This is a genomic window from Streptococcus oralis (assembly GCF_023109155.1).
Taxonomy (GTDB): Bacteria; Bacillota; Bacilli; order Lactobacillales; family Streptococcaceae; genus Streptococcus; species Streptococcus oralis_BZ.
Map to the genome: position 1 here is coordinate 117,400 of NZ_JALDUA010000005.1, position 24,924 is coordinate 142,323.

At 41.1% G+C, this 24,924-nt stretch carries 30 protein-coding genes; 1 reads left to right on the plus strand and 29 read right to left on the minus strand.

What is annotated here, in order from left to right; translation table 11 throughout:
* Positions 1–170 precede the first annotated feature (170 nt).
* The 4 genes from M1F63_RS09195 to M1F63_RS09210 are packed head-to-tail and all read right to left on the minus strand — an operon-like array spanning position 171 to position 3,339.
* On the minus strand, positions 171–407 hold the full coding sequence (locus M1F63_RS09195) for an acyl carrier protein (RefSeq protein WP_000136435.1): 237 nt from the start codon (positions 405–407) through the stop codon (positions 171–173).
* A 6-nt stretch (positions 408–413) separates the two neighbouring features.
* Positions 414–1,406, minus strand: coding sequence for a phosphate acyltransferase PlsX (gene plsX / locus M1F63_RS09200; RefSeq protein ID WP_247941258.1), 993 nt, complete (start codon positions 1,404–1,406; stop codon positions 414–416).
* Positions 1,403–2,173: a DNA repair protein RecO gene (recO, locus tag M1F63_RS09205; RefSeq protein WP_247921318.1), complete on the minus strand. Its 771-nt coding sequence runs from the start codon at positions 2,171–2,173 to the stop codon at positions 1,403–1,405. The genes plsX and recO overlap by 4 nt, the downstream gene beginning before the upstream one ends.
* Positions 2,170–3,339, minus strand: a complete 1,170-nt coding sequence (locus tag M1F63_RS09210; RefSeq protein WP_247921317.1) for a pyridoxal phosphate-dependent aminotransferase — start codon at positions 3,337–3,339, stop codon at positions 2,170–2,172. The genes recO and M1F63_RS09210 overlap by 4 nt, the downstream gene beginning before the upstream one ends.
* Before the next feature lie 151 nt (positions 3,340–3,490).
* Here M1F63_RS09210 and M1F63_RS09215 point away from each other — a divergent pair, with 151 nt between their 5' ends.
* Positions 3,491–4,501: a YeiH family protein gene (locus M1F63_RS09215; protein WP_247921316.1), complete on the plus strand. Its 1,011-nt coding sequence runs from the start codon at positions 3,491–3,493 to the stop codon at positions 4,499–4,501.
* Positions 4,502–4,529: 28 nt separating this feature from the next.
* Here M1F63_RS09215 and M1F63_RS09220 read toward each other — a convergent pair whose 3' ends face one another.
* The 25 genes from M1F63_RS09220 to M1F63_RS09340 all read right to left on the minus strand — a co-directional run bounded on the left by M1F63_RS09220 (position 4,530) and on the right by M1F63_RS09340 (position 24,852).
* The gene (locus M1F63_RS09220) at positions 4,530–4,967 is read right to left on the minus strand and encodes a CoA-binding protein (RefSeq protein WP_000076478.1); all 438 of its coding nucleotides are present in this window, start codon (positions 4,965–4,967) and stop codon (positions 4,530–4,532) included.
* 119 nt (positions 4,968–5,086) lie between these two features.
* Entirely contained in the window at positions 5,087–6,055 is a 969-nt protein-coding gene (locus tag M1F63_RS09225; RefSeq protein WP_000010174.1) for a ribose-phosphate diphosphokinase, read from the minus strand.
* Between the two features lie 214 nt (positions 6,056–6,269).
* Positions 6,270–6,764 (minus strand): beta-class carbonic anhydrase, encoded by a 495-nt coding sequence (locus M1F63_RS09230; protein WP_025172955.1) that lies wholly within the window; start codon positions 6,762–6,764, stop codon positions 6,270–6,272.
* A gap of 72 nt (positions 6,765–6,836) precedes the next feature.
* Positions 6,837–8,198 carry a DNA repair protein RadA gene (radA, locus tag M1F63_RS09235; protein ID WP_080976174.1) on the minus strand — a complete coding sequence of 454 codons (1,362 nt, stop codon included), beginning with the start codon at positions 8,196–8,198 and terminating at the stop codon, positions 6,837–6,839.
* On the minus strand, positions 8,195–8,662 hold the full coding sequence (locus tag M1F63_RS09240; RefSeq protein ID WP_000796430.1) for an isochorismatase family protein: 468 nt from the start codon (positions 8,660–8,662) through the stop codon (positions 8,195–8,197). Before M1F63_RS09240 ends, radA begins: the two co-directional genes overlap by 4 nt.
* Before the next feature lie 9 nt (positions 8,663–8,671).
* Positions 8,672–9,115, minus strand: a complete 444-nt coding sequence (locus M1F63_RS09245; protein ID WP_000701976.1) for a dUTP diphosphatase — start codon at positions 9,113–9,115, stop codon at positions 8,672–8,674.
* A 277-nt stretch (positions 9,116–9,392) separates the two neighbouring features.
* Complete coding sequence (locus tag M1F63_RS09250; RefSeq protein WP_247941259.1) at positions 9,393–10,397, minus strand: GH25 family lysozyme; 1,005 nt, start codon at positions 10,395–10,397, stop codon at positions 9,393–9,395.
* Complete coding sequence (locus tag M1F63_RS09255) at positions 10,384–10,683, minus strand: phage holin (RefSeq protein ID WP_247941260.1); 300 nt, start codon at positions 10,681–10,683, stop codon at positions 10,384–10,386. Before M1F63_RS09255 ends, M1F63_RS09250 begins: the two co-directional genes overlap by 14 nt.
* 2 nt (positions 10,684–10,685) lie before the next feature.
* Positions 10,686–11,102, minus strand: coding sequence for a phage holin family protein (locus tag M1F63_RS09260; RefSeq protein WP_247941261.1), 417 nt, complete (start codon positions 11,100–11,102; stop codon positions 10,686–10,688).
* Positions 11,103–11,111: 9 nt separating this feature from the next.
* Positions 11,112–11,717 (minus strand): DUF1366 domain-containing protein, encoded by a 606-nt coding sequence (locus M1F63_RS09265; protein WP_247941262.1) that lies wholly within the window; start codon positions 11,715–11,717, stop codon positions 11,112–11,114.
* 9 nt (positions 11,718–11,726) lie between these two features.
* Entirely contained in the window at positions 11,727–13,769 is a 2,043-nt protein-coding gene (locus M1F63_RS09270; RefSeq protein ID WP_247941263.1) for a DUF859 family phage minor structural protein, read from the minus strand.
* 10 nt (positions 13,770–13,779) lie between these two features.
* Positions 13,780–16,737 carry a collagen-like domain-containing protein gene (locus M1F63_RS10205; RefSeq protein ID WP_345772916.1) on the minus strand — a complete coding sequence of 986 codons (2,958 nt, stop codon included), beginning with the start codon at positions 16,735–16,737 and terminating at the stop codon, positions 13,780–13,782.
* 8 nt (positions 16,738–16,745) lie between these two features.
* Entirely contained in the window at positions 16,746–17,087 is a 342-nt protein-coding gene (locus M1F63_RS09280) for a hypothetical protein (RefSeq protein WP_049479251.1), read from the minus strand.
* A gap of 9 nt (positions 17,088–17,096) precedes the next feature.
* Positions 17,097–20,273, minus strand: a complete 3,177-nt coding sequence (locus M1F63_RS09285) for a phage tail family protein (RefSeq protein WP_247941264.1) — start codon at positions 20,271–20,273, stop codon at positions 17,097–17,099.
* Positions 20,274–20,286: 13 nt separating this feature from the next.
* On the minus strand, positions 20,287–20,580 hold the full coding sequence (locus M1F63_RS09290; RefSeq protein ID WP_029680951.1) for a Gp15 family bacteriophage protein: 294 nt from the start codon (positions 20,578–20,580) through the stop codon (positions 20,287–20,289).
* A 34-nt stretch (positions 20,581–20,614) separates the two neighbouring features.
* The gene (locus M1F63_RS09295) at positions 20,615–20,917 is read right to left on the minus strand and encodes a hypothetical protein (RefSeq protein WP_084911549.1); all 303 of its coding nucleotides are present in this window, start codon (positions 20,915–20,917) and stop codon (positions 20,615–20,617) included.
* Positions 20,917–21,114 (minus strand): hypothetical protein, encoded by a 198-nt coding sequence (locus M1F63_RS09300; RefSeq protein WP_138099587.1) that lies wholly within the window; start codon positions 21,112–21,114, stop codon positions 20,917–20,919. Before M1F63_RS09300 ends, M1F63_RS09295 begins: the two co-directional genes overlap by 1 nt.
* A 41-nt stretch (positions 21,115–21,155) precedes the next feature.
* Positions 21,156–21,599, minus strand: a complete 444-nt coding sequence (locus tag M1F63_RS09305) for a phage tail tube protein (RefSeq protein ID WP_247941265.1) — start codon at positions 21,597–21,599, stop codon at positions 21,156–21,158.
* Positions 21,599–22,009: a minor capsid protein gene (locus tag M1F63_RS09310; RefSeq protein ID WP_247941266.1), complete on the minus strand. Its 411-nt coding sequence runs from the start codon at positions 22,007–22,009 to the stop codon at positions 21,599–21,601. The genes M1F63_RS09305 and M1F63_RS09310 overlap by 1 nt, the downstream gene beginning before the upstream one ends.
* Positions 22,010–22,011: 2 nt before the next feature.
* Positions 22,012–22,392 (minus strand): hypothetical protein, encoded by a 381-nt coding sequence (locus M1F63_RS09315; protein ID WP_247941267.1) that lies wholly within the window; start codon positions 22,390–22,392, stop codon positions 22,012–22,014.
* 4 nt (positions 22,393–22,396) lie between these two features.
* Complete coding sequence (locus tag M1F63_RS09320) at positions 22,397–22,735, minus strand: hypothetical protein (RefSeq protein ID WP_125410996.1); 339 nt, start codon at positions 22,733–22,735, stop codon at positions 22,397–22,399.
* Positions 22,735–23,109 carry a head-tail connector protein gene (locus tag M1F63_RS09325; protein WP_247941268.1) on the minus strand — a complete coding sequence of 125 codons (375 nt, stop codon included), beginning with the start codon at positions 23,107–23,109 and terminating at the stop codon, positions 22,735–22,737. The genes M1F63_RS09320 and M1F63_RS09325 overlap by 1 nt, the downstream gene beginning before the upstream one ends.
* Before the next feature lie 5 nt (positions 23,110–23,114).
* On the minus strand, positions 23,115–23,330 hold the full coding sequence (locus M1F63_RS09330; RefSeq protein ID WP_247941269.1) for a hypothetical protein: 216 nt from the start codon (positions 23,328–23,330) through the stop codon (positions 23,115–23,117).
* 18 nt (positions 23,331–23,348) lie between these two features.
* On the minus strand, positions 23,349–24,248 hold the full coding sequence (locus M1F63_RS09335) for a capsid protein (RefSeq protein ID WP_132974074.1): 900 nt from the start codon (positions 24,246–24,248) through the stop codon (positions 23,349–23,351).
* Between the two features lie 19 nt (positions 24,249–24,267).
* Positions 24,268–24,852: a hypothetical protein gene (locus tag M1F63_RS09340; RefSeq protein ID WP_125399024.1), complete on the minus strand. Its 585-nt coding sequence runs from the start codon at positions 24,850–24,852 to the stop codon at positions 24,268–24,270.
* Positions 24,853–24,924: the final 72 nt, after the last annotated feature.

A 24,924-nucleotide genomic window follows, 5' to 3' on the forward strand; every position in this document is an offset into this window, starting at 1 on the left:
ACAATTCATTCATTTTTATTTTAAAAACCACTTAATGAACCACGGATAAAAACCAGTCACATACATAAATGTTCCTCCTTTTTCTTTCTCATCTCTTTATTCGCAATTTCTACTAAAAGTTTCTCTTTTTTCGCAAATAAAAAACAACATGACTTGCATGTTGCTTTTTCCTATTTTTTATCTTTAATAATCGCTACTACATCCGCTACACTTTGAAGTTGGTCGATTTCCTCATCAGTGATTTCGATACCAAATTCATCTTCTAGTGTCAAGACAAACTCCATCAAATCCACTGAGTCCGCATCTAGATCGTCTTTCAAACTTAAGGCCTCTGTTACGGCAAAGTCTTCTCCCTGTCGCTCTTGGATAATGGTTACAATACGGTCAAAAATTTCTTTTTCTGTCATCTTTTTTTATTCTCCTGAAAATTCACGCGCAGTTTGAGCAACTACGTCTGTTTCTAGCATGGTACGAATCTGACGAATCGTACTGTACACAGCCTTGGCATCACTTGAGCCATGAGTTTTTACAACTGGCGCCTTAACACCAAACAAAACTGCCCCTCCAACATCTGAATAGTTGAGCTGTGTCTTCAACCCCCTAAGACTATCCTTAAGAAGTAGAGCACCTAGCTTCGCTCGAAGGCCACCACCCGTAATAGCATTTTTAAGTAAGCCCATGATTCCCAAAGCTGTACCTTCAATGGATTTGAGAACAGCGTTTCCCGTGAAACCATCTGTTACGACAACATCCGCAACGCCATTCATCAGATCACGCGCTTCCACGTTTCCGACAAAGTTCAAACTTTGATCAGCTACTAGCAAGTCGTATGTTTCCTTACGAAGCGGATCTCCCTTGCTGCTTTCTGTTCCATTGTTGAGCAAACCAACACGTGGTTTCGAAATCCCACGAACATTTTTCGCATAGAAGGAACCCAAAACAGCGTATTGGTGCAGATGATGGGCTGTATTTTCCGCATTGGCTCCAAGGTCTAGCATGTCAAAGCCTTTTCCATCAATGGTCGGCAAGGTAGACATGAGTCCTGGACGATCGATATTTTTGATACGACCCACGATGAAGAATCCTGCTGCTAACAAGGCACCTGTGTTGCCTGCAGAGAGGACAGCGTCTGCTTCTCCCTCTTTAACAGCCTTAGCTGCCAATACCATGCTGGCATTTTTCTTCTTACGGATAGCTTTTGTCGGCTCATCATCTGAGTCAATTTTCTCATCCGTATGGATAATGCTGACGCGATCTGTCGCTGTTAGATATTGCTTAATCTTACTTTCATCTCCGTAGAGTTGAATCTCAATATCTGAAAAGTCAGCTAGGGCTTGATTGACACCCTCAACGATGGCTTGAGGTGCGTAATCGCCCCCCATAGCATCTACTGCAATTTTTTTCATTTATCTTCCTCTTTTAGTAATTGTCCCCAGTCTGCTAGGGAATCAATGAATTTCTTTGATTTTAGGTGAATCCCAACGTACTCTTCGTAGAGTTGATCCATAAACTTGCGTAGCTCTTGCTTGATTTGAGACTTGAGCGAAATGGTCTCCAAGGTTTCAAAATCAATGGCTTGAAATTGATTGAGCAGATAAGGGATATTGGGATTTAGATGACAACGTCTCTCATCTTCATGATAATGCTCTGGGCAAAGGCAGGCTCCATATTTGAAAGAAAAGTCAAAGGCCTGCCCCACCCGATGGCAAAAGACACACTCATTAAAATTAAGGCTGATTCCAAATCGAGTCAAGATTTGAATTTCAAAAATATTGGTTAAGACCTGATAATCTATCCCTGCTTCCATCAACTCCAGAGTCTTCCTCAAGAAAGCAAACAAGGGAGCATCCTGCTGATTATCCTGCAAACTAGCATCTGCAAGAGCAGCCACATAGGTAGCATAGGCCATAACAAAGAGATCACTATTAATCTTTGGAAAGGTCATCACCTCATGGTAGTCCTCGATGTAGCTAAGCCCGTCATCATTGATGCGCAAGAGAAATCGTGCCAACACCAAAGGCTGAATAACAGGAGCTAGTTTGGACTGGCCAGCGTGTTTGACGAAAAACATGCGCTTGCCTGCCTGCTCGGTAAAGATCTTGACTAGCTTGTCATCCTCACGAAAGTTACGATTGTAGAGCACCAAGCCTTGACTCGTGATAGACTGAATCATGCTTCTCTCATGTACTCCTCAAGTCGTTTCATGGCCTCTCTGATCGTTTCCATGCTGGCCGCATAAGAGAGGCGAACATAGCCTTCTCCGTAACGTCCAAAGGCAGCACCCGGGATAAAAGCAACAGCCTTCTTCTGAGCAAAATCCTTCAGAAAAGCAAAGGAGTCTTGATTGTAACCTGCTGGAATCTTAGCAAAGATATAGAAGGCACCGCCTGGTTTGATAATCTCAAAACCAAGAGTAGTCATCTTCTCAATAATATAATCCCGACGCTGGATGTATTCCTTCTTCATAGGCTCTGCATCGTTTTTACCAGCGGTCAAGGCTTCTACTGCAGCATGTTGCGCCATGGTGTTTGCCGCAGTAACCAAATATTGGTGACTCTTGATTAACTGAGCTGTGAAAGCTGCAGGAGCAAAGATAAAGCCTAAACGCCAACCAGTCATAGCATGCGATTTAGACAAGCCATTGATAATAATAGCCTGGTCTCTCAGCATAGTTCCCAGAGATACATGGGCTTCGCCTGTATAGGTTAATTCTGAGTAAACCTCATCACAGATAACAAAAATCTCATACTTGCGTAAAACGTCTGCCAAGGCTTCCAACTGCTCCCGACTATAGGTAATTCCTGTCGGATTGGCTGGATAGTTGAGAATAACTGCCTTGAGCTTATCCCCTTGCTCCAAAATAGCCTTTTCCAACATCTCAGGAGTCAAGACAAAACCATTTTCAGTTGTATCAATCTCGACAATCTCTGCCCCAACTAGATTGACAATCGGTTCATATCCTGGATAGGCAGGAGCTGGCAAGAGCACCTTGTCCCCCTCTTCCAAAATAGCCGTCAAAGTAGCAGATAAAGCCTCTGTCGCCCCAATTGTAACCAAAATTTCATTTTCAGGATTATAATCTAGCTGGTATTTTTCTTTTACAAAGTCGCTAGCAGCCTGGCGCAAGGTCAGTAAACCGCTCATCCCTGTGTAGTAGGATTGGTTCTGGTCAATGGCCCGCTTGGCTGCCTCCTTGATATGATCTGGCGTTGTAAAATCAGGTTCCCCCAAGGTCAAACGCAAGACCCCAGGAATCTCTGAAATTGCCTGATCAAACTGGCGAATCAAGGAAACTTGAATCTTGTCTAACTGTTTATTAAAGCGTTTGGTTAAGTCCATAGATATCCCCCTTGCTTACAGAACATAGTACTATTATACTACAAAAGCTCCCTGACCGCAAAATCCATCTGAAACCCGCATTTTTCACTTTCTGTTTTACTTTTCTTCTCAACAGGACTATAATAATAAGTGCTTATTTTCGGAGGTTTATATGTCATTTTTATCAAAAAATGGAGCAGGCATCTTGGCCTGCCTTCTCATTTCTATCGTATCATGGTTCCTGGGAGGATTTTTCCCCGTCGTGGGTGCACCTGTCTTTGCAATTTTTGCTGGAATGCTCCTCCACCCATGGCTCTCACCCTACAAACAACTAGATGCAGGTTTGACCTTTAGTTCCAAGAAATTGCTCCAGTATGCCGTTATCTTACTCGGTTTTGGTCTCAATATCTCGCAAGTCTTCGCAGTTGGACAATCTTCACTCCCCGTCATCCTTTCCACCATTTCGATTTCCTTAATCGTTGCCTACCTCTTCCAGCGTTTCTTTGCGCTAGACACAAAACTGGCTACCTTGATTGGAGTGGGTTCTTCTATCTGTGGTGGTTCTGCCATTGCTGCGACAGCACCCGTTATCCATGCCAAGGAAAAAGAAGTCGCCCAAGCCATCTCCGTTATCTTTTTCTTCAATGTCTTAGCAGCACTTATCTTTCCAACGCTAGGAACCTGGCTTCACCTATCCAATGAAGGTTTTGCCCTCTTTGCAGGAACTGCGGTCAATGATACTTCTTCTGTAACGGCTACCGCCAGCTCCTGGGACAGTCTTTATCAGACCAATACCCTTGAATCTGCAACTATTGTGAAACTCACACGAACTCTGGCTATTATCCCCATCACTCTCTTTCTCTCCTACTGGCAAAGTCGCCAGCAAAAAAACAGCCAAGATTTCCAACTAAAAAAAGTCTTCCCACTTTTTATCCTTTATTTTATCCTAGCCTCTCTCTTAACGACTCTTCTCACCTCTCTCAGCGTGTCTAGTAGCTTCTTCACCCCTCTCAAACAACTCTCCAAATTCCTTATCATCATGGCCATGAGTGCCATCGGTCTCAAAACCAATCTAGTAGCCATGGTCAAATCCAGCGGTAAATCCATTCTTCTTGGAGCCCTTTGCTGGATTGCCATCATCCTTACCAGTCTTGGCATGCAAGCATTGATTGGTACTTTATAAAATAAAAAGGTAGTCCATGGCTACCTTTTTATTGCTCAAGAATTAAGCGAGTATGTTCTCTCTTAATACAACGATTCATCACGATGTCATCGCATCCTCCAGCACGCAAGATTTCTTCCGCTTCTAGGCTTTCAAGTCCCAGTTGTGCCCAAAAAATCTTAGCATCAGCCTTGAGAAAATCACGCGCCACATCTGGTAAAAACTCGCTACGTCGGTACACATTGACAATGTCCACAGGAAAAGGAATCTCAGCTAGACTCGCATAAGCCTTTTCTCCCAAGATTTCCCCACCTGCAGCCTTGGGATTAACTGGAATGATTTTATAGCCTCGAGCCTGCATTTCCTTGGTTACTCGATTACTAGTTGTTTCTTCACGGTCAGACAAGCCCACTACCGCTAACGTTTTACTGGTCGCCAGATACTGACGGATCACACCATCACTTGGATTGATAAATTCTTGACTCATAGAAATCCTCCTTTTTTCTCAGTATAGCACATTTTGAAAAGGCTTGCAGATTTTGACTATAAAAATCTCCTAGCAAGAAAAGAAACCTGCTAGGAGTTCTGTCTACTTCAAGTGAAAGATTAAATCTTTTTCTCAATACAAAATAGGGGAGAAAGAGGACGTTTTTCGTGAATACGGATAATAGCATCGCCTAGAAGATGAGCAATCGAAATTTGTTCAATCTTATCAATTAAACGCTCTTCTGGTAGGTAGATCGTATCCAAAACAACCAATTTTTTAATAGCTGATTTTTGGATATTGTCCATAGCTGGCCCTGAAAGAACTGGGTGCGTACAGCTTGCGTATACTTCAACAGCACCTGCTTCAGCAAGAGCATCCGCCGCATGACAAATAGTTCCAGCTGTATCGATCATATCGTCAATCAAAATACAAGTCTTACCTTCTACCTTACCAATGATGTTCATCACTTCACTGGTATTCATCTTGTCTACACTACGGCGTTTGTCAATAATCGCAATCGGAGTTTTCAAAAACTCTGCCAATTTACGAGCACGAGTCACCCCACCATGGTCTGGGCTGACAACCACGTAGTCAGAGCCAACCATGCCACGACGTTCAAAATAGTCCGCAATCAATGGAGCACCCATCAAGTGATCTACGGGAATATCAAAGAATCCCTGAATCTGTGCAGCGTGCAAATCAATCGTCAACAAACGATCTACCCCAGCAACTTCTAGCATGTTTGCAACGAGTTTTGCAGTGATTGGCTCACGGGCGCGCGCTTTTCTATCCTGACGTGCATAGCCATAGTAAGGCATAACAACATTGACAGATTCTGCACTAGCACGCTTCAATGCGTCCACCATAATCAAAATTTCAAGTAAATTATCATTTACAGGTGAACTCGTTGATTGTAGGATAAAGACGTGTTTTCCACGGATTGATTCTTCGATGTTGACTTGAATCTCTCCATCTGAAAATTGGCGAACAGTCGATTTCCCCAACTCTATCCCAATTTCTTGCGCCACACGCTCTGCCAATTCTCTATTAGAAGAAAGGGCAAACAGCTTTAAATCAGAAAAAGACATGATTTCCTCCGGTATTTATGTATCACTTGTTTTTTACACAACATTTTCCATCTACCATTGTAGCGCTTTTTCCTTTATTTTTCAATCAAAAATAAAACAAGAGTAAACATTTATACCCTTGTTTTATACTATTTTATATTAGTTATATTAAAACTAAAAATCCTACATTTTAACAATCGATTTTATGCTAGGATGAGATTTTTTCGAGACAAAGTTAGTATACTTCTCTCATACTTCCTGTATCCACATCATAGACAGCACCTGAAATAACCACATCATCAGGAATCAGTGGAGACTCTCTAAGCAATTGCATATCCTCTCTCACGCTCTCTTCAACATCCTGAAATGGTAAAAAATCTTGATCAGACACATCAACTCCGAGCTCGTGTTTCAAATGTTCATGAAAACTTTCATTTTTAAAGGTTTGAGCTCCACAGTCTGTATGGTGCAACACCACAATCTCTCTTGTTCCCATCTGTTGTTGGGAAATCACCAGTGAACGAATCATGTCCTCAGTTACTCGACCACCCGCATTCCGCAAGATATGAGCATCCCCAAGGGCCAAACCTAGAGCTTGCGCAACGTGTAGACGTGAGTCCATACAGGTCACGATAGCTACTCTGGTTTTGGGTTTAAGTGGCAGATTTAACTGCCCATGTAGGGCAACATAAGCCTGATTGGCTTGCATAAACTGTTCAAAATACGACACGATTCCCTCCTCAAAAATTTGATAATCAAATATTTCTCCTATCTTATCATTTTTAAGAGGATTTGTCACGGATTATGCAAAGACCTTTTTCAAAACTTCTTGAATCGTTGTCACACCAATGACTTCAATTTCCTTGGGTGGAGTGATTCCTGTCAAGGAATTCTTGGGTACATAAATCTTGGTAAAGCCCAGTTTTGCCGCTTCATTAATACGTTGTTCGATGCGATTCACGCGCCGAATTTCTCCGGTCAAGCCCAGTTCACCCACAAAACATTCCTGAGGATTGGTAGGCTTGTCCTTGTAACTAGAGGCAATAGCCACTGCAACGGCTAAGTCAATGGCAGGCTCATCCAATTTCACACCACCAGCAGATTTGAGATAGGCATCCTGATTTTGCAAAAGAAGCCCTGCTCGTTTTTCCAAAACAGCCATAATCAGACTTGCACGATTGAAATCAAGACCTGTCGTTGTGCGCTTAGCATTTCCAAACATAGTTGGTGTCACTAAAGCCTGAACCTCCGCCAAAATCGGACGGGTTCCTTCCATAGTCACCACAATTGATGAGCCAGTCGCTCCATCCAAACGCTCTTCTAGGAAAACTTGACTCGGATTGAGCACCTCAACCAATCCGCCCGACTGCATCTCAAAGATGCCAATCTCATTAGTGGAACCAAAACGGTTTTTGACTGCTCTCAAGATACGAAAGGTATGGTGACGTTCCCCTTCAAAGTAAAGCACTGTATCTACCATATGCTCCAACATACGCGGACCCGCCAAGGTTCCTTCCTTGGTCACATGCCCTACGATAAAGATGGCAATGTTATTAGTCTTCGCTAATTGCATAAGTTCAGCTGTCACCTCACGTACCTGAGAAACAGACCCCTGCACCCCTGAAATCTCAGGAGACATAATAGTCTGGATAGAGTCAATAATGAGGAAGTCTGGCTGAATTCTTTCTACTTCTGCGCGAACACTCTGCATATTGGTCTCTGCATAGAGATAAAACTCACTATCAATATCACCCAAGCGCTCTGCACGGAGTTTAATCTGCTGGGCAGACTCCTCCCCACTGACATAGAGAACAGTCCCTACTTGGGACAGCTGAGTTGAAACTTGTAGGAGAAGGGTTGATTTCCCAATCCCAGGATCCCCACCGATGAGGACGAGACTTCCTGGTACCACTCCGCCTCCAAGCACACGGTTGAATTCCTCCATATCCGTCTTGGTTCGATTGACATTGATGGAAGTCACCTCAGCCAGTTTCATGGGCTTGGTTTTCTCACCTGTCAAGGACACACGCGCATTCTTGACCTCTGCAACCTCAACCTCTTCTACAAAAGAAGACCAAGACCCACAGTTTGGACAGCGTCCTAAATACTTAGGTGAGTTGTACTCACAATTTTGACATACAAATGTCGCTTTTTTCTTAGCTATAATAATTCTCCTTTTACGGTTACTCCGAAAGAATGCCACTTATACAATGTATTTTGAAATTTATTCTGGTTGGCAACTCCGACAGCAGACAAATCGACAGAAACCTGATAATTCTCCTTGACAGCTGCCAAAACGGAAGCCTTGACACAGAAATTGCCATCTACCCCTATAAACTCTATGCTCTTAGCACCATTTCCCTCTAAAAAATCTTTTAAATCTGGATTAGTAAAGCAAGAAGCCCGACACTTCTCAAAGATACGAGAAGATACAACTAACAAGTTGGTCGCAAATTTCTTCTTTCTATCTTTTCTCTCCCAGAAAAAACGATTGAGAATATAGATAACTCGGTCGCTGGGATAAGTAGCAATTTTGTCATTTACAGCTGCAGTCAGTTCTTCATGATAGGCTTTTCCTACAGCAACATAATCTGACTGCATGTCTACAACTAATAAATAGTCTGCCATTTTATCCCTCTATTTCCCTGTCGATCCAAATCCACCAGTCCGCACGCCATCTGCCTCATCTCCATCTGCAATCAAGAAAGGAGCAAAGACAGCCTGAACCACACGTTCCCCAACTTCGAGAACCACTTCCTGATCAGTAATATTTTTCATCTGAGCAAAGATATGTCCTTCATTCCCTGGATTGCCATAATAGTCTCCGTCAATGACACCCACAGAGTTAATCAAGACCAAGCCTTTTTTACGAGGGTTTGAAGAACGGTCATAGAGATAGAGCACCTCTGTCGGTTGCATATAAGCCTTAACTCCTGTTGGGACCAATATAATCTCACCTGGCGCAATGACAGTTCGTTCGGCAACCTTTAAATCGTACCCAGCTGCATGAGCTGTCTCACGCTTAGGCAACAAATTTTCATCTGTAAAACTCGAAACCAATTCAAAACCACGAATTTTCATATTTTTCTCTTTTCTATAATCATTTATTCTAGGCTATTTTATCTTATTTATTCGAAAAAAGCACGAAAAAAGAGCACACAACAGTTATAGGCGATACGATAATTTACACTGTTTCACAATACGTTGAAATTTAGAGCTTTAAAACGAGAGCAAAGTTGACTTTTTACATCGTTTTACAGACATTTACGACATTTTTGCCCCTTTTTTGCCCCTTATAAAACAAAAAAAGCCCGCAAGCCTGAGCCTGCGGGTCGTTAAGAAGAAAATTCTCCTTTCTTTATTTTGTAGTAACAATTAATCCATCAGGTAATACATCAAGCGCCGGTTTATCTGAACGACTGCCATCTTCGTTGACGTAGTACCAGCCACCTTCAACTTTAACAAGTTCTTCTGAAGACATTGCCCCGTTCTCTTCTTTGAGATGGTATAGTTTGTCCTTGTATTGAACCCAGCCAGTGACCATTGCTCCTGAAGCATCAAGATAGTACCATTTGCCATTCACAAATACCCAACCAATGGCCATGGCGCCATTTTCTTTTAGATAATACCACTTACCATCATCCTTCAACCAGCGAGAAGCTATTGAATAACCTCTCTCGTCGAAGTAGTACCAGATACCATCAATCTTTTCCCACTCCTCTTTTGGATAAGCACCATTGGGGTATTCATACCACCATCCAGTATCGTTTCTTTTCCATTTGGGTTTAACTTCTTCATCATCTAGTAAAACAATGTTCTTGTCGTACGGATTTGAAGAGTATTGCCACCAGCGAATCCCGTCCATGGATGGGAAATATTCAAAATCAGCTGTACCATCATTCAAACCATACCCAGCAATCCAAAGGCTGTTTGGGAATTTCGCAAGAATCTGCTCATAATAGATATTATTGAGCGTGAATGGCTTGTAGCTGTAATAGATTGGCTCATAGCTATTTTCTTTGAGGATTTCCATAAAGCGAATACATGCATCTGTATTTGCCTGTTTATCTCCGCTAGCGTGATCTTCGTAATCAAGACACAAGTATTTTACTTTTTGAGGTACATTATCAAGGAAGTAGCGTGCCTCTCGTTCGGCTTCTTCGATGTCACCTCCAAACCATGCGAAATGATAAAATCCGATTGGGTTTGACTGCTCAACTTGAGCCGTTAAGCAAGGGTTCAGATAGCTTGTACTTTCTGAAATCTTGATGATGGTATTTTGTGTACCCATTTCTTCCAAAATACCTGAAATGTCGTATCCATTGTGGCTAGATACGTCGATGAATAAGTCATTTTTCTTCATTGTTTTCTCCTAATCCACTTGGTTCTTGATAGTCAAGAGCACGTTTGCTATCAGAAATTCCTACAGTTGTTGGGTCTGGAATGATATTTAGAATATTTACAATCGTCAACCCCACAAGATAAGGGTTCGCAAAGAATTTGCCAAGCAAGTCTAAAATGACTCCCCAGCTAACCAAATCTTCTAGTTTAAGATTAAAATATGCGAGAATTGGCAAAGCTAAAGCAAATGCCACTCGCAATAAGAATGTTTTATTTTTTAAGTTAAATCGTACTTTCCAGTTAATCATGTTTATTCTCCTTTGTTTTTATCTTCGTCTTTCTCAAACAAGCGCTGAAACGCTTTTAAAATCGGCTGAAAAAGAGTGACATTTCCTTTTAGTTTACGGTAATTTTCAATGAGGGATTGAAAAGTAAATGCAATGTACCCGAGATAAATCGAGTACAAGAATGCGAAGCCTGTCTTCTCAGGAAGTAGAACAGACATTGGGATAAGGATCATTAGCAAGAGAACCCCTAAAATTTTGCGAAGGAGTCCGTTGATGCCGATTTTGCTCTTATACTCGATGTCAGGGTTTGCGATAGCAGCAATTGTCCCTGTGACAAAATCAATGATTTCCATCGAGACAATCAGTGCTAGAGCGTACAATACCAAACCATCTTCTGTTTGAACGAGGCTTCTAAAAAAATTGAAAAATTCGATTTGCATATAACCTCCTTAATCAATTCGTGGCATGACCACGGTCAAGACACCTTGCTGAAGCATATCAGCAAGAGCCTGTTCTTTCCAAGTGTACCCTTCAGATGGTTGCATCTGGAATTTCAGGATGGTCGGTGTTTCTTTTGGCCATTTTGGATTGGTATCATACGGATAAGGCATTGATACGATATCACCATTCGCATATCGTGTACCTTTAACAAGAGGTTTGATAAACGCTGCTACTTTTTCATAGGCAAAGGTAGGCATACCACCATTTTGAGATACTACCACGGCACTCAAGACCTCAGTGATAGTTGAAACCGCATAAAGGTTTTCTTTGTTTTCAGTAGTAGCTTGCTCAGCTTTATCCATTGCCTCTTTGTTCTTTTGCAGCTCTTGAGTTACCTTTCTGAAGCGTTCATTTTCAGCACGCTGTGGAAAGTTTTCCTGATAGATAACATCAAGGGCAAGGTCAAGCAATTCTGTATTTGACAAATCGATTTTATCAGCTGGTAAGAGAATTGGTACGATAGCACCATCTGCATTGACTAGCGTGACCTTTGTAGCGGATTCTTTTCCGCTTGCGTCAAATTCTTGGGACTTTGTCCCGTACTCTAATTTCATAGTTCCTCCTTAAATTTTGAATGAAACATTATCGAAGTTGAGCCAAGTAGCGTCAACGTTCCCCTTTACGACTACGTTACCGCTTGGATAGATTCCGATAACCGCAGAACCATAATCATTGTTTAGTGCGGTCTTAAATAATGTTGTGGATGGTCTGAAATTTTCAGGCAAAGTAAAGATAATTGACTCACTGGTAGTATTTCCGCCTTTACACGTACCTTTTAAATACACAATACCGTCGAATGTTTTTGAAAATTGGACATTCCCATAGTCCCTATGATGACCCCATCCATTTTGTAAATTGGCATTTTGCCAGGCTGTCGGACTACTTTCTGTTTTTAATAAAACCTCATCTTTTTTAGCGTACTCAACCCAACGTGTCCAATTACCATTGCTTTTAGCTCTAACTGTTAAAAATTGTCCTGAGAAATCATAAGCTACTTGCACTACCCAGTTATCATTGTGTTTAAAGACCTGCACATGTTTCCAACCATTGCCTCCTTGAGGAGAGTTTGATAGATTATAACCCATGTATTGACCTGAATCTGTGTAGTTGTTCCAATCAATCTCAGCGCTCAAGGAGTTTCCTCCATTTTTTGTCAGCTGATGTTGCTGAATTGCCTTGTTGTTTGAGTAGATATCGCCTAAGACATCCAATGATCCTGGTTTCCCAAATTCTGCAACCTTACCGATGCCTACACGACCGTTCTTATCATAGGACATTACTACGCTTTCAGTTGCTACTGTTGTAGAAAATTCAACGCTTGTAAACTTGTCTTCAAGCTTACCAATAATCACAAAGGATTTATTCGATGGATAATTCCCCGCCATGTTAGCAGCTGAGTTAGTCAATGTATGAATACTTGTAAAATTACCAGATGCACTCCCATTATCATCCGTGAAATTCTCATTACCTATCTGAGCAACTTTGAAAGTTAAGGACATTACATTCCTTTGCTTTCCTGACTGCATTATAGGGGCTATTCGAGCATTTCTTAACACTTGCAATGTATTTGGATTACCTCTAGTTCTAAGTGCGGAGAAGCTAAAGGAGGGAGCATAATACTCAATCACGTTGATAGTAATATCTTTAGTATCTGATTGTTTGCCCCGACTATCGACAACATAAGCTCGAATGGTCGCCAAACCGCTAAAGTTCATGATACCAAAACTACCACCGTTTTTAGTTACGACCATTTTTTTATTAACGATTTCAGCTCGATATCCTGTAATAGTAGAACCATAAGCGCCAGATGGATTATTGAAGTTAACTTGAATATCAGAAATAATCTGTAAAAAGTCATTTCCACTCAAAAGCCGTCTTGCAACTGTATTCATGTCAGTTAATGAAAGACCTGTGAAGGTAGGTTTTACACTGTCTGGGATTTTAAAGTGCCATCCATTAGAATACACGTCACTACCGATTTGAGTAGTACCGTTATATGTTCGAACACATATGTCCATTAGCCCTGAACTAGATTTAGGTAAGTGTCGAGCAAGATCTAAAGATGGAGTAAAGGAAACGCTAGTAGTATGGTTCTTACCTAAATCTATCCAGTCACTTCCAAAAACTCTATACCAGACTTGATGAGTAAATGAGTTAACTTTTCGATTGAATATAACGGTATGAAGTGAACCTAAATTTCGATTTCCTTCTAAGCTAGAAATTTGCGTAGACCTAGGAATTTTGTCGAATGTATAATTCGTCGAAATTGTAATGTTGCCATGAATTCCGTTGTTAGCGTCAAAAGATGCCCAGACAGACATAGTCTTTGTTCCGTCACTATTGTGAGGAATAGTAGCTTCACCAGACGCGAGAGTAGTTTCTTGTCCCTCAGTTTCGAAACTTAAATTGCTCTTATATACACTTGAACCATTTAACCATACGGATAAAACACTTCCGTTTTCTGCGTTCCAAGTTCGGTAACCTCCATCGCGGTCGATAGTAGCCCGCCACCTTACTTTCGAAGAGTTATTAGTAATATCCTGACTAACCTGTTCAATATAAATATTCAAGTGCAATGGACCACTAGAATTGATAAATTTAGTCATTTTCCTCTTTTTAACCTCCTACATATCGAACAACATTCACATCTTTGTCAAGATAATACTGTTCTGTTCTAAAGCGTCCGATTTGAACTGAAGCGGTGAAAATACCGTTATCGATATGAATCACACCTTGCGAAATATACATGACTTCCTTACCTGCAGAAAACATAGAAATCCTATCATGACTGACTTTGATTGATGAACTAGCATCGTTCTTTCCAATGATAAGCCCCTCATTTGAAGCACTCATATAGGTATCAATGAACTTTTTCATCTCCTTCAAGCCACCAAATTCTATTGATAAAAACTCAATTCTTCTGCCCGCTTCGATTAAATCAGATTCAGATTTTTTTTGGCTTTCTGCATTTGATTTTACAAAAGCATTATAGGCTTTTTCTAAATCACTGAACTGATCCATTGTCGCTTTAGCTTTTAATTCTACATCATGAAGTTGAGCTTTTTCAGCTAGAGCATTTAATTGGTCATTAGTCAATTTATGGTCAGCTTTGGAATTGATGTCAGTTTCAACATCTTCAATGGCTTTGACATAGCCAAGAAAGTTGGTACCTATGGATAACATGGCATTTTCAAGCGTGACAGTCTGATTAGCTGGGAAACCGTAATTTGTGCCAAATCTGATAAAAACATTATTTGTCTTGTATGTTTCATTAGCTTTTGACAAATCGATAATAAACTCAAATTTTTGCGGAGTAGTAACTCCAGCTTTGAGTGTGAGTCTGTTACTGTACCAAGGGGCAGCCGAAAAATGTACGCTAGCCTGTGTATCTTTTGCTAGCGCTGGAGATAGGCTGATTTCAAATGAGATATGAACATAATTTGGTTTTAATCTGTCTGGATTTTTCCAAAAATCATCAACGATAAAAGTCCGCATATCATACGTTTCACGATTTCCTGTGTTGATTTGCTGAGTTCTGCCGTTCTTGAAATAGTTCCGATTTCCACCAGAAATCTTCGCCCAACGATCAGCCCATTTGTACTTCGTTTTATCTGTGCTATCAGGTTTCTCATAATCTGAATAATGACCAAAATAACGCTGTCCGTTATCTGTCGTTGTCAAACCAGAACCATCCGTATTGTCAGAATACGCAAAGTGAACATAAGGCGTTCTTCCATCTGCTCCAGCTTTACCTGGTAGTCCATCGGCGCCATCACGACCTTTCCATCTCGTCCAGCGATAGTCAGCAGGGTTGACGCTGTCAGTTGAGTTGAAATCAAAGTACACCCCAATATATGCCTTGTCGGCGTTTGTCTGGCTAAATCCACTACCTGAGATAGTATCGGCGTAGGCAACGTGAGTGTACTGTGTTCGACCGTCAGCTCCTTTAGGTCCTGGGATACCTTGGTCGCCCTTGACACCTTGCAAACCTTGGAGTCCTTGTAAGCCACGCTCCCCTTTCTCCCCTTGATCTCCTTTAGGACCTATTGCTCCCTGTGGTCCAGGGTCGCCTTTAGGGCCTCGCAAACCTTGGATACCAGGCACCCCCTGTTGCCCACGTTCCCCCTGAGGTCCAGGAGTCAGTTCAATTTTTTTTAGATCTTCTTTCGTTGCTACGTCTTTAGAATTTATTGTGAGCTTATCAATGTTCATCACAACTTTACTGTCGCGCACAGAAACAATCTCTTGCAAACCATTCATGATTCGCAAACGTGCTAAATCCAGATCTCCAGCAGTTATATTTTTGGCATTTAATGTAATGTAATTACCAATTGCTGCGGAGACTTTTTTTGCTAGCAATTCATCCGTGGTTATCGTATCGACAATTTCTCCGACATTAGCGCTATCTGCCTTTTTGACCCACGAACCTTCTACACGCTCCCACATTTCAACATAGCCACCATTTGGTTTAAACCATATATCTCCATTTTTGGGGTTGGTAGGACTTGACGTATCAAGATACATACTACCTTGTTTAGTGATAAGTTCGTCTAAATACTCTATTTGACGTTGTATGGCTCCTTTATATTTATAAGTACCTTGTGCAACTCCAGCAGCATTTCCACTACTATGGGCAGATAAACCACCATCAAACGAAAGTTTGTAGGACAACATTGGAATATCAAAATAGATATTTTCATCCCAGTGTACTGTAACCCAATCGCCAGCTTCCATAGCCATATCACCACGCCAGGACAATGTATATGGATAAAAGTTAAAGTCTCGGTATTCATTGAAGACACGATCCAGAATTTCTTGTGTAACCCATGGATTTTTTAACTTCATGATATTACCTGTGGACAATCCTGATTTATACACAACCTTATCAGCAGACTTACACTCAATACCTTTCAATCTGTAAGGTATCTCATCACGTTCTAATCCACCAGGTTTGTACATATCTTTGGTAATATGTCTCGATGTCGTCTTTAATTTGATAAAATCAAGCTTCCCATTGCGATTAAATCTGACGAATCTTCCTGATAATTGTGCCAAGTAAACCAACGCCTCACGATAACTTGTTTTTTCTAGTTTCTTCGCAACTTGATCATTTACTAATTGGATATTAGTATCTGTCGTGATACCTGTCAATCTCACGATTTCGGCTAAAATATCCCTTGTATAAGCTGGATAAGTAAGCTGACTATCATAAGTACCAGATAATCTAATAAGCTCGTCCTGTAGCTTAATTTTGGTCTTTTTATCATTACGGTCTAGCTTGACCTCGGCGACAAAAAACTTGCCAAGTGGGACAGTTTTACCCGCAATTGCTACCGACATTGTTGCCGGCATCATTTCTTGCAGACCTTCGATGATCTCTTTAATTTCAATTTCTAGGCTGTTGATGTATCCACCACCAATTGTAAAATCATTACTATTACCGATGGAACTATCGTAAGTAGCTGATGCAATTTTGGTTTTTGTGTATCTCTTACCATTTAAGTCAAAGTTAGCCTCAAACACGCGCAGATGGTTCTCTATTGCTTTGATATAATCTGATGTTACTTCTAGCATAATCCCTCCTACTGCTCGATAATAGATACAGATAAGCCGTTGTAATAGGTCACACCGTCACTCAGACGTCCCATTACTGTCTCTGTGATAGTTCCGCGATAACCAGTGATAGACTGTCCTAAAATGTTTGCAGTAAAAAATCCGGCTACCAATTTAGACTTGATAAGATTTCTTTCTGCTTCTGTGATAATTCCCCATTTGATGGAGAATGTACGTTTTTCTGCAATGACGTCACCCGTCATCAATCCACTAGCGCTACGCCCTGTGGAAGATGACCAGATAATCTCATTATTGATACTGATTTCAACTGGAGAAGCAAGAGCTACTCCACCTACTGATATTTCACTCATGCATACCTCCTAAATCATGAGGGGGGATTCCCCTGTTTTAATTGCAATTTCATTGATTTTATCTACAATCTTCTTAGTGATTTTATCACCATCAATTGTCAAATCAAGAGTACGAACCGCTTGCAACAACTGTGTCAGTAATGCTAGAACTTCTGGTCCACCGCCATTATTTGACAATTCCGCTGCACGACGTGCCATTTCAAGCATTTTATTTTCCGGAGCAACGATCTCACCGTAATGCTTGTTGTCACCAATCATGGCAATTTGTGGTGTGTTGGCCTTAACAAAGCCACCTTGAGCAAGTCGAGGTAGTCCAATGTAACTAAATCCACCGATATTTACACCAGGTAATTTATTAATCACGCTAATAGCGCCATTGAGTAGGCTGATACCACTATTGATTGTGCTTTCTACCGTGCCAAGCACCCCGTTAATAACGCTACGTACAGCACCGCCAATGGCACTCCCTACCATGGTTCCAACATGAGTAAACGTTGAACGTATTTGCCCCCAAAGTCCGCTAAAGAACCCGATAATGCCAGAAAATGCATTCTTGACATTGTTATATGCTTCGCGGAATTTTGAAGAAAACCACCCTGGTATACTAGCAAGAGCAGATTGGATATTACTCCACTTCCCTGCAAACCAACTTGCAATAGGATTGAAGATACCTGTCAAACCTGTCCACGCGTTGCGGAATTTCTCTTTGAACCAATCAGGAATAGAAGCAAGATTGCTTTTTAACTCATTGTAGCGTTGAGAGAACCAAGAACCAATACCGGTAAAGATAGCAACAATGGCATCCCAGGCTTGTTTAAACTTGTCCTTGAACCATTGAACAACCGGTGCAAAAATAGTCTTAACAGATTCCCACCAACGTGTGAACTCTGCAATCATCGAATCGATATCAATTCCAAGTGCGGCTAAGAGAGATTGGATGATACCGGAAAATAGATTTTTAATTCCGTTCCAAGCTTTATCCCAATCCCCTGTAAAAACACCCGTTACAAAATCAATCAAACCAGATAGAGCTTGAGCAAGACCACCGATAATATCAGAGAGTGCTGCAATAGCATTGATCAATGCTGTACCGATAATTTCTGCTAATCCGCTAAGAATCTCCATAAATTTTGTGACATCTACATTCAAAACAAAGTCTTCCCAAGCTGCTTTGAAAAAATCAAAAAAACTACCTAAAAGCATAGAGAGATTATCGATAGCTGGTTTTACATGAGCGTCATAAACTTCCGAAAACATTTTGCCCAATTTTGATAGAACTGGATTGAGGTAAGTATTCCACCCATCCAAAAAGCTTCTCATTAACTGACCAAAACCACTTGTCAAAGAGTCAATAAATGGTTTTGCTTTGTCATCGTACACGCGTTTCAACGCATCACCAACATCATTTACCAGTGATTCTAAACTTTCAAAAACAGGAGCAATGCCATCTAATAATCCTGTCCAGGCTTGTACTAACTGTGGAACATTCGGGACTATTGCTTTTTCAATTCCTTTAGCAAAATCTCCTGCTATCTTGCTGCCTAATTCGATTACTGTGCTACCAGCACTTAAAATCGCAGATACAATCGCACTGCCAATTCTAACAGCACCAGAAGATGTGATGATATCGTAAAAACCATTTGAGAAAGCTTGAACGATATTACCAGCAACCTCAGCTACGTTTCCTATGTTGGTAAATAGAGATACAAGAGCGCTCTTAATACGCTCTTTTTGGCGCTGTAAGCCATTAGCTATACTTTCGGCTATAAAGACTCCTATCCCGAGAGCAACAGTCCCTATCGAGCCAACAAACTGCCCTAGAGCATAAGCTATCTTATCAAGCATAGTTTGAAAAGAAGCAACAACTTTTGGATCTGTAAAAATCTCTTGTAGTAATTCACCGATTCGTTTTAAAGCACTCTGAAGGCGTTCAACACCATCAAATCTAAATGAAGCATTGAAACCGTCCTGGAACAATTTGACGAGTTCAAGCAATCGTTTAAATAATCCATCAAACAAACCGTCTAATTGATTCCCACCTTCAGCAATTTTTCCCATGTCGACTTCAGCGCCTTTAGGTGTTCCACCACCTCCGCCGCCTGAACCACCAGGACCGCCACCGGAATCTCCACCACCATCTCCGCTATCAGATGAGTCAGATAGTTTATTGATTTGGTCAAATCCCATGAGAGATTTCATTTCTTGGGCAGCTTTCTTAGCTGCTTTACCAGCACCATCCGCAGCCTTGCCGGCTCCTTTAGCGGCTTTTCCTAAATTGCCAGCTCCTCCTGCTGCACCATCAGAAGCCTCTCCTAAATTACCAACTGCATCAGCTGTTTCTTGGATACCCGAGCCTTTCATAGACTTCTTGCCAGTAAATAGTTCAGTCAATGCTTTAAAAGCATTACCTACTGTCAGCAATTTGCTGAGCAAAAAGTTAATGACTTTGATAACTGGGGTAAAAATGTTAATCAAGCCAGCTCCGACGCTTGCCATAAAACTTTCGAACTGTAACTTCATAATTCTAACTTGGTTAGCCCAACTATCAGATGTCCTAGCGAAGTCGCCACTAGCTAGTGAAAGCTTGTCTGTTACAAATGCAAACCGCAAAGCAACTTTCTCAGCCTCAGACATTTCTTGTGTCGTCTTTCCAAAGCCGTTAGCCATTGCATAGGCATCAAGCGCTGATTGAGTCATGACCACACCTAAATCTTTAAGTGTCTCTGTTTCACCAGTAAAGACTGATTTCAGCTTTGTGTAGGCTTCATCTTGACTAATGTTGTAAAAAGATGCCACATCGCCCGCTAAACTAGTTAAGGCTGTCGACATCTCGTAAGCTTTTTGTTCGCTGAAACCAAAAGCTTTCGTCATCGCACCGAATGTACCGGTGTATCGTTTTGCCATGGTCTCTGATAACCCAGAGGTATACATAGCTTGTTTTGCAAAGTCATCGACTTGCTTGCTCATGCGTGGGAAAGCAACGTCAACAACGTTTTGTACTTCGTTGAGATCTGAGCCGAGCTTGATAGCTTGAGCTCCGAAATCAACAAGTTTCTTGATTGCAAATGCTCCTGCAAGCATCTTGGCAGCTTTCGTTGCCATCCCTTGCAAGCCACTCATCTGGCCTTTAAATTGTTTGTCGTTTACGACAAGGTCAAGACCAATCTGACCAACTGTCTGCGCCAATAGCTATCACCTCCTACTTAGCCATCTCAACAAAGGCTTGTTTTAATTCTTCAAGAACTTGAGTCAGATCTTGTTCAGTTTTCTCCTTGGCAAGTCTCAATCTCCATTCGTTTCGAATACGGTGCTGACCTTCTGAAAATACCTCTAGCATTTTGGGGTCATCTTCGCTTCGAATTTGGACGATTCGACCAAGCGGTGTTTCTCCGGACAAACCAGCTAAGAGAGCCTTGAACTCTTTCCACTTCATATTCTTAAATTCATTAGAGTATACAGATAAGCCATACTGTGTCCTGAGAGAACTGACGATTAAATCGAAATCCTCAAATAGGTCATAGTATGGCTCACTGTTCTCCCGCTTCTTCTTCTCCCATGACCAATGTCATCGCTGCTTCAATAACTGTAGTTAAATCAGCAAAATTCAAACGCATTTCATCAAGTGTTTTTCGACTATTTTCAGGGAAGATTAGCTCAAACATTTCCATCATTTTTTTGGCAGATGGAGTTCCTTCTTCATCACCGATAGTCTGCATCAGAGTCAGTACAGTTGTTGCATCTGTATTGACTTCAATTTCAGCATCTTTAATTTTCAATTTTGGATTTTCTTCAAAATTGAGTTTTTCTGTGATATCAATTACTTTTGACATTATTCAGTTTCCTTTTCTTCAGATAAAATATTGATCAGTACTTGACCAGTTCGATTTTCTTTACTTGCCATAGCCTCGATTCGCTCTTTGGATTTACCGCTTAAATCAACAGTATCTCCAGCCTTGTATTCGATACCTGTATCGATATCAATAAAAGCTATGGTTGCTGTTGCGTTGGTTTCTTCAGCTTCAACCATATTTCCTCCTTAAAATAAAAAGAGGGTCGAAACCCTCTAAATTAACCTGCTGGCACCACTTCCGGTTTACCATTTGACATGACGTCAAATGACAATGGTCCAACACCAGTTGAATCCCCCGAAGCAAAGTCCTTAAGATTGATAACGGCATCTTTAAATTTAACCTTTGTCCCGTCTGGGAAAGTCCATTGAAAGTCCGCTTCAGAATCACGACCATTTTTAAATGCAAGACCTGCGATGTAGTCGTTACCTGCATCACCTACATTTCGTTTACCAGAAACAGAAATTGTAACTGACTTCGCAGTCATCAAACGACGTGTCCAACCTTTTTGGTCAAATGGTTTCCATTCTTCAACACCATTGTCAAATGATACTGAGAATGATTCCATGTCTGCAATATCAACAAGTGATTCAACTCCTGCAGTTCCTTTATTTACTTGGAACTGGTTTTCATATACGGGGAATACCCCAGTTTTCTGAGCCATTAGTTGCCCTCTCTTTCTCTTTCGTAATATAAATCAAGCTCGATAACACGCTCATACACGTTATTATCATCTGTTCCTACGTCCACAGGCTCGTTCTGTAATAAGGCAATCATCTTAATAGGTGTTCCACCGATAACAACCGATTCAGCCTCAAATAGACGATTGTAGAGGTACTGAGCACGCTTCTCAGTCTCATTCGCATTCTTGTTCCAGTGAATTAAGATGCTGATTGATTTGACATCATAGCTTGCCAGTGATCTGCCTCCGATTGCTACCCGAGGACCATCGATTGTCTTTCGTTGGTAAATTCCTATACTGTTTTCTTGCTTGTTATCGATCTTACCAATGTAGTAGTTGTTAGCTGCATTAAATGTTTTAATCCAGTCACGGACTTCAGCTAATGTAATCATGCTTAAACCCCCGTGATTTGTTTGTAAAGTCGCCCGTAGGCTTGTTTTATTTTGTGTGACTTCTTGCCACCATCAGCCCAATCCTCAAACCACTTCCCTTTTGCATGAGGATTTTCTTTCTTCTGGAATTGATATTCAGGATGAAAATACAATCGTCTTGCGTAAGGAGTGGAATGTACCAGGCTTACTACACCTTGGGATGAACGTGAGTAGTCTGGAGCCATTGCTTCTCCTTGCAACACACCTTTATCAAATGGTACGACTTGTGCCTGCACAACTTCTGTATGCAGGTATTCAGCAGTCTGTTCCAGCGCTATGATTTGAGCCCTTTCCAATTTGCTGATAGTACCAAAATCTAGCTTTACTGTAGACTTCGCAAACATAGCATCACTCCAATCCGATGTAGGTATAGTTGACAGTCCCATCTGGATTTCTAGCTTTCCGGCTATCCACAATCCTTCTGACAATACCAAATACAGTTGCAGTCCCACCGCTCAATGTAGGCAAATACGGTGCAATATCACCAACGAAATAAGCTGACCCAGTAATTTGGACCAGCTTCTTCTGTTCGGTTAGGACTGTTTTGACACCGTCCTGATAATTGCATTTTAGACTTTCTCTAAACGCCTCCAAAGGTTCGCCATCTTCAGAAACTCCCTCTTGGTTGACTGTGACTGTGATTGGCGTCTGACAAAATTGAGGTAAGACAAGTTGTGGAAATTTCATCAAATAACCCTCCTCGTCAATCCTGTTTGCTTCAAAAGTTCATAGGTTTTGCGATAAATAACAATACCTTGTTCTGTAGCAATATTCCAATTTGATCCAAATTGTATTGACACACCATTAATACTGTAGTTTGAAACCGTAGTGGCTATCAAATCAGCATTAACCTCCTCAAAATCAACAATCTGACAACAAGCCTTTCGGATAACTTCCTGCTGAAATGGCGTCAGATTGTCGAATCCAATGCCACGAATTCGGTTGAACGTAAGTATATCAATCTTGTCAGAAGCTGATTTAAGTTTGCTAGCCAGAACTTCTGAATCAGCAGAAATCACACCAACAAACGTCTTTTTGTAATAATCTGGACTAGCATACATGACTGTTACTCCTTAGCTTCTTTCAGCTTCTTGATTTCAGCATTAGCTTTTTTCAAGTCATCCAAAACTTTTTCGTACTCTTCTTTTGAAACCTTGTCGACAGATTCACCATATTTTAATTCACCATCTTCGTAGACTTCAAAGCCACGACCAACAAAATCATTGATCGCTGACTCATCGATATCATAGACTCGAGCTCCTTTAATTGCTTTTAATACCATATACTACACCATCCTTTCTTACGCTGTCGCGTTGATAAAGATACCAGCTGCTTTATTCTTGATCAAGAATGCATCCATATAGAAGCGAGATTGGAGCAAATAGTTATCAGCTGTACGTGAGTCATGACCTGGTGTAAATACTTTGATGTAAGAGTATTTTTCACGAGCAACTTCACAAGATGGGTGGATCAAGATGAAGTTCATTTGTTTCGCTTCATCTGTTGCGACACAACCATTTGTAAAGTTGTATTGTGATTTCATGCGAGCTGATTGCACTTGTTTGATTTTAACATCATCAAGGCTATAGATAGAGCGTTTGACGTCGCCATTTGAACCATTCACTCCTAGCACACGTTGGATGTCTTTAGCCTGTTTGAAGAGCTTGTTGACAGCTGGAGTGACGTACAAAATGCGGCCTTCAGACGGAACACCTGCTTCGTCCATTTTTTCCATGGCGTCATCAAATTTTTGCAAGATATTTTCTGCAGTCAATGTTGTAGTGTCGATAGTGGCACCATTAGCAGCATACTTTCCAGCTTCTGTGTAGAGTTTTGAGAACACGTAGCAATCTTTTTCAGGAATACCTTGTTCAGTTTCCAGAGTGTTCTGGACATTGGCAATAGAGACGACAAGGTTTGTTTCATCAACATCCATAGGATCGATTGCAAATTCGATGTCACGGTCATGTTCTAGTTTTTTTGGTTCCCATTCGTTTGAGATTGTTCCAGAATTAAAACCGATAGTTTGACGATTGTGGTCTTTGTAACCAGATACTGTGATGTTTGGCAGCTTGATTGTTTGAGCGTTGATAAATTTCACATGCGGATTTGAGTTAAACAAATCTACAGACGCAAGCTCTTTTGCATATTTTTGATGCAAAGCTTGTTCGAATTGTTCTGCGTAGTTATAAACTGTCATAATTTAATTCTCCTTTTTCTTAAAGACCAAACGCTGCAGCAATGGCATCAGTTTGGCTAGTTTGTTGTGTTTTACCGGTAGATCCGATTTGTTGAAACCCAGTTGATTCTTCTTTATTTGGCTTCAGTGCAGGAACGTCTTCCAAAACTTTTGCGACAATAGCTTTGAAATCTTCTGGTTTCGATTCAAGTGTGAGAGTTGATGTATCAGCCAATTTCATCACATAAGGTAGTACACCAACAGGTAATCCTTCCTCGATTGCTGCTAATTGTAGATTTCGCTCTAAATTAGCTTGCAATGCACTTGCTTGTGCCTGTGTTAACTGTTGCTGTAGTGATGTGACGTCTGGTGTTGCATCAGCTTTCTGCGACTTAAAAGCAGTAATAGCTTGAGCCATTTCTTCACCACTCAATCCTTGCTGCTTAAAGTAATTTTTTAGCACGGTGTCTTCAGCAACCTTTTGCTTGCCTTCGACAATGCTAGCGATTTTGTCATAGTCAATCTCAGGAGTGCTAGCTGGTTGAGTTTGGCTTGACGTGTCTTGTCCACCTGCAGAGCCAGTTCCTGTATCTGCATTATGGAAAAATAGTTTGCGTTTGAACATAGCGTTCTCCTTTCAGTTTTAAGGGTGTCTCCCTATTTCAGTTATTGTCACTGGTGTCTCCACGTAGTTTTT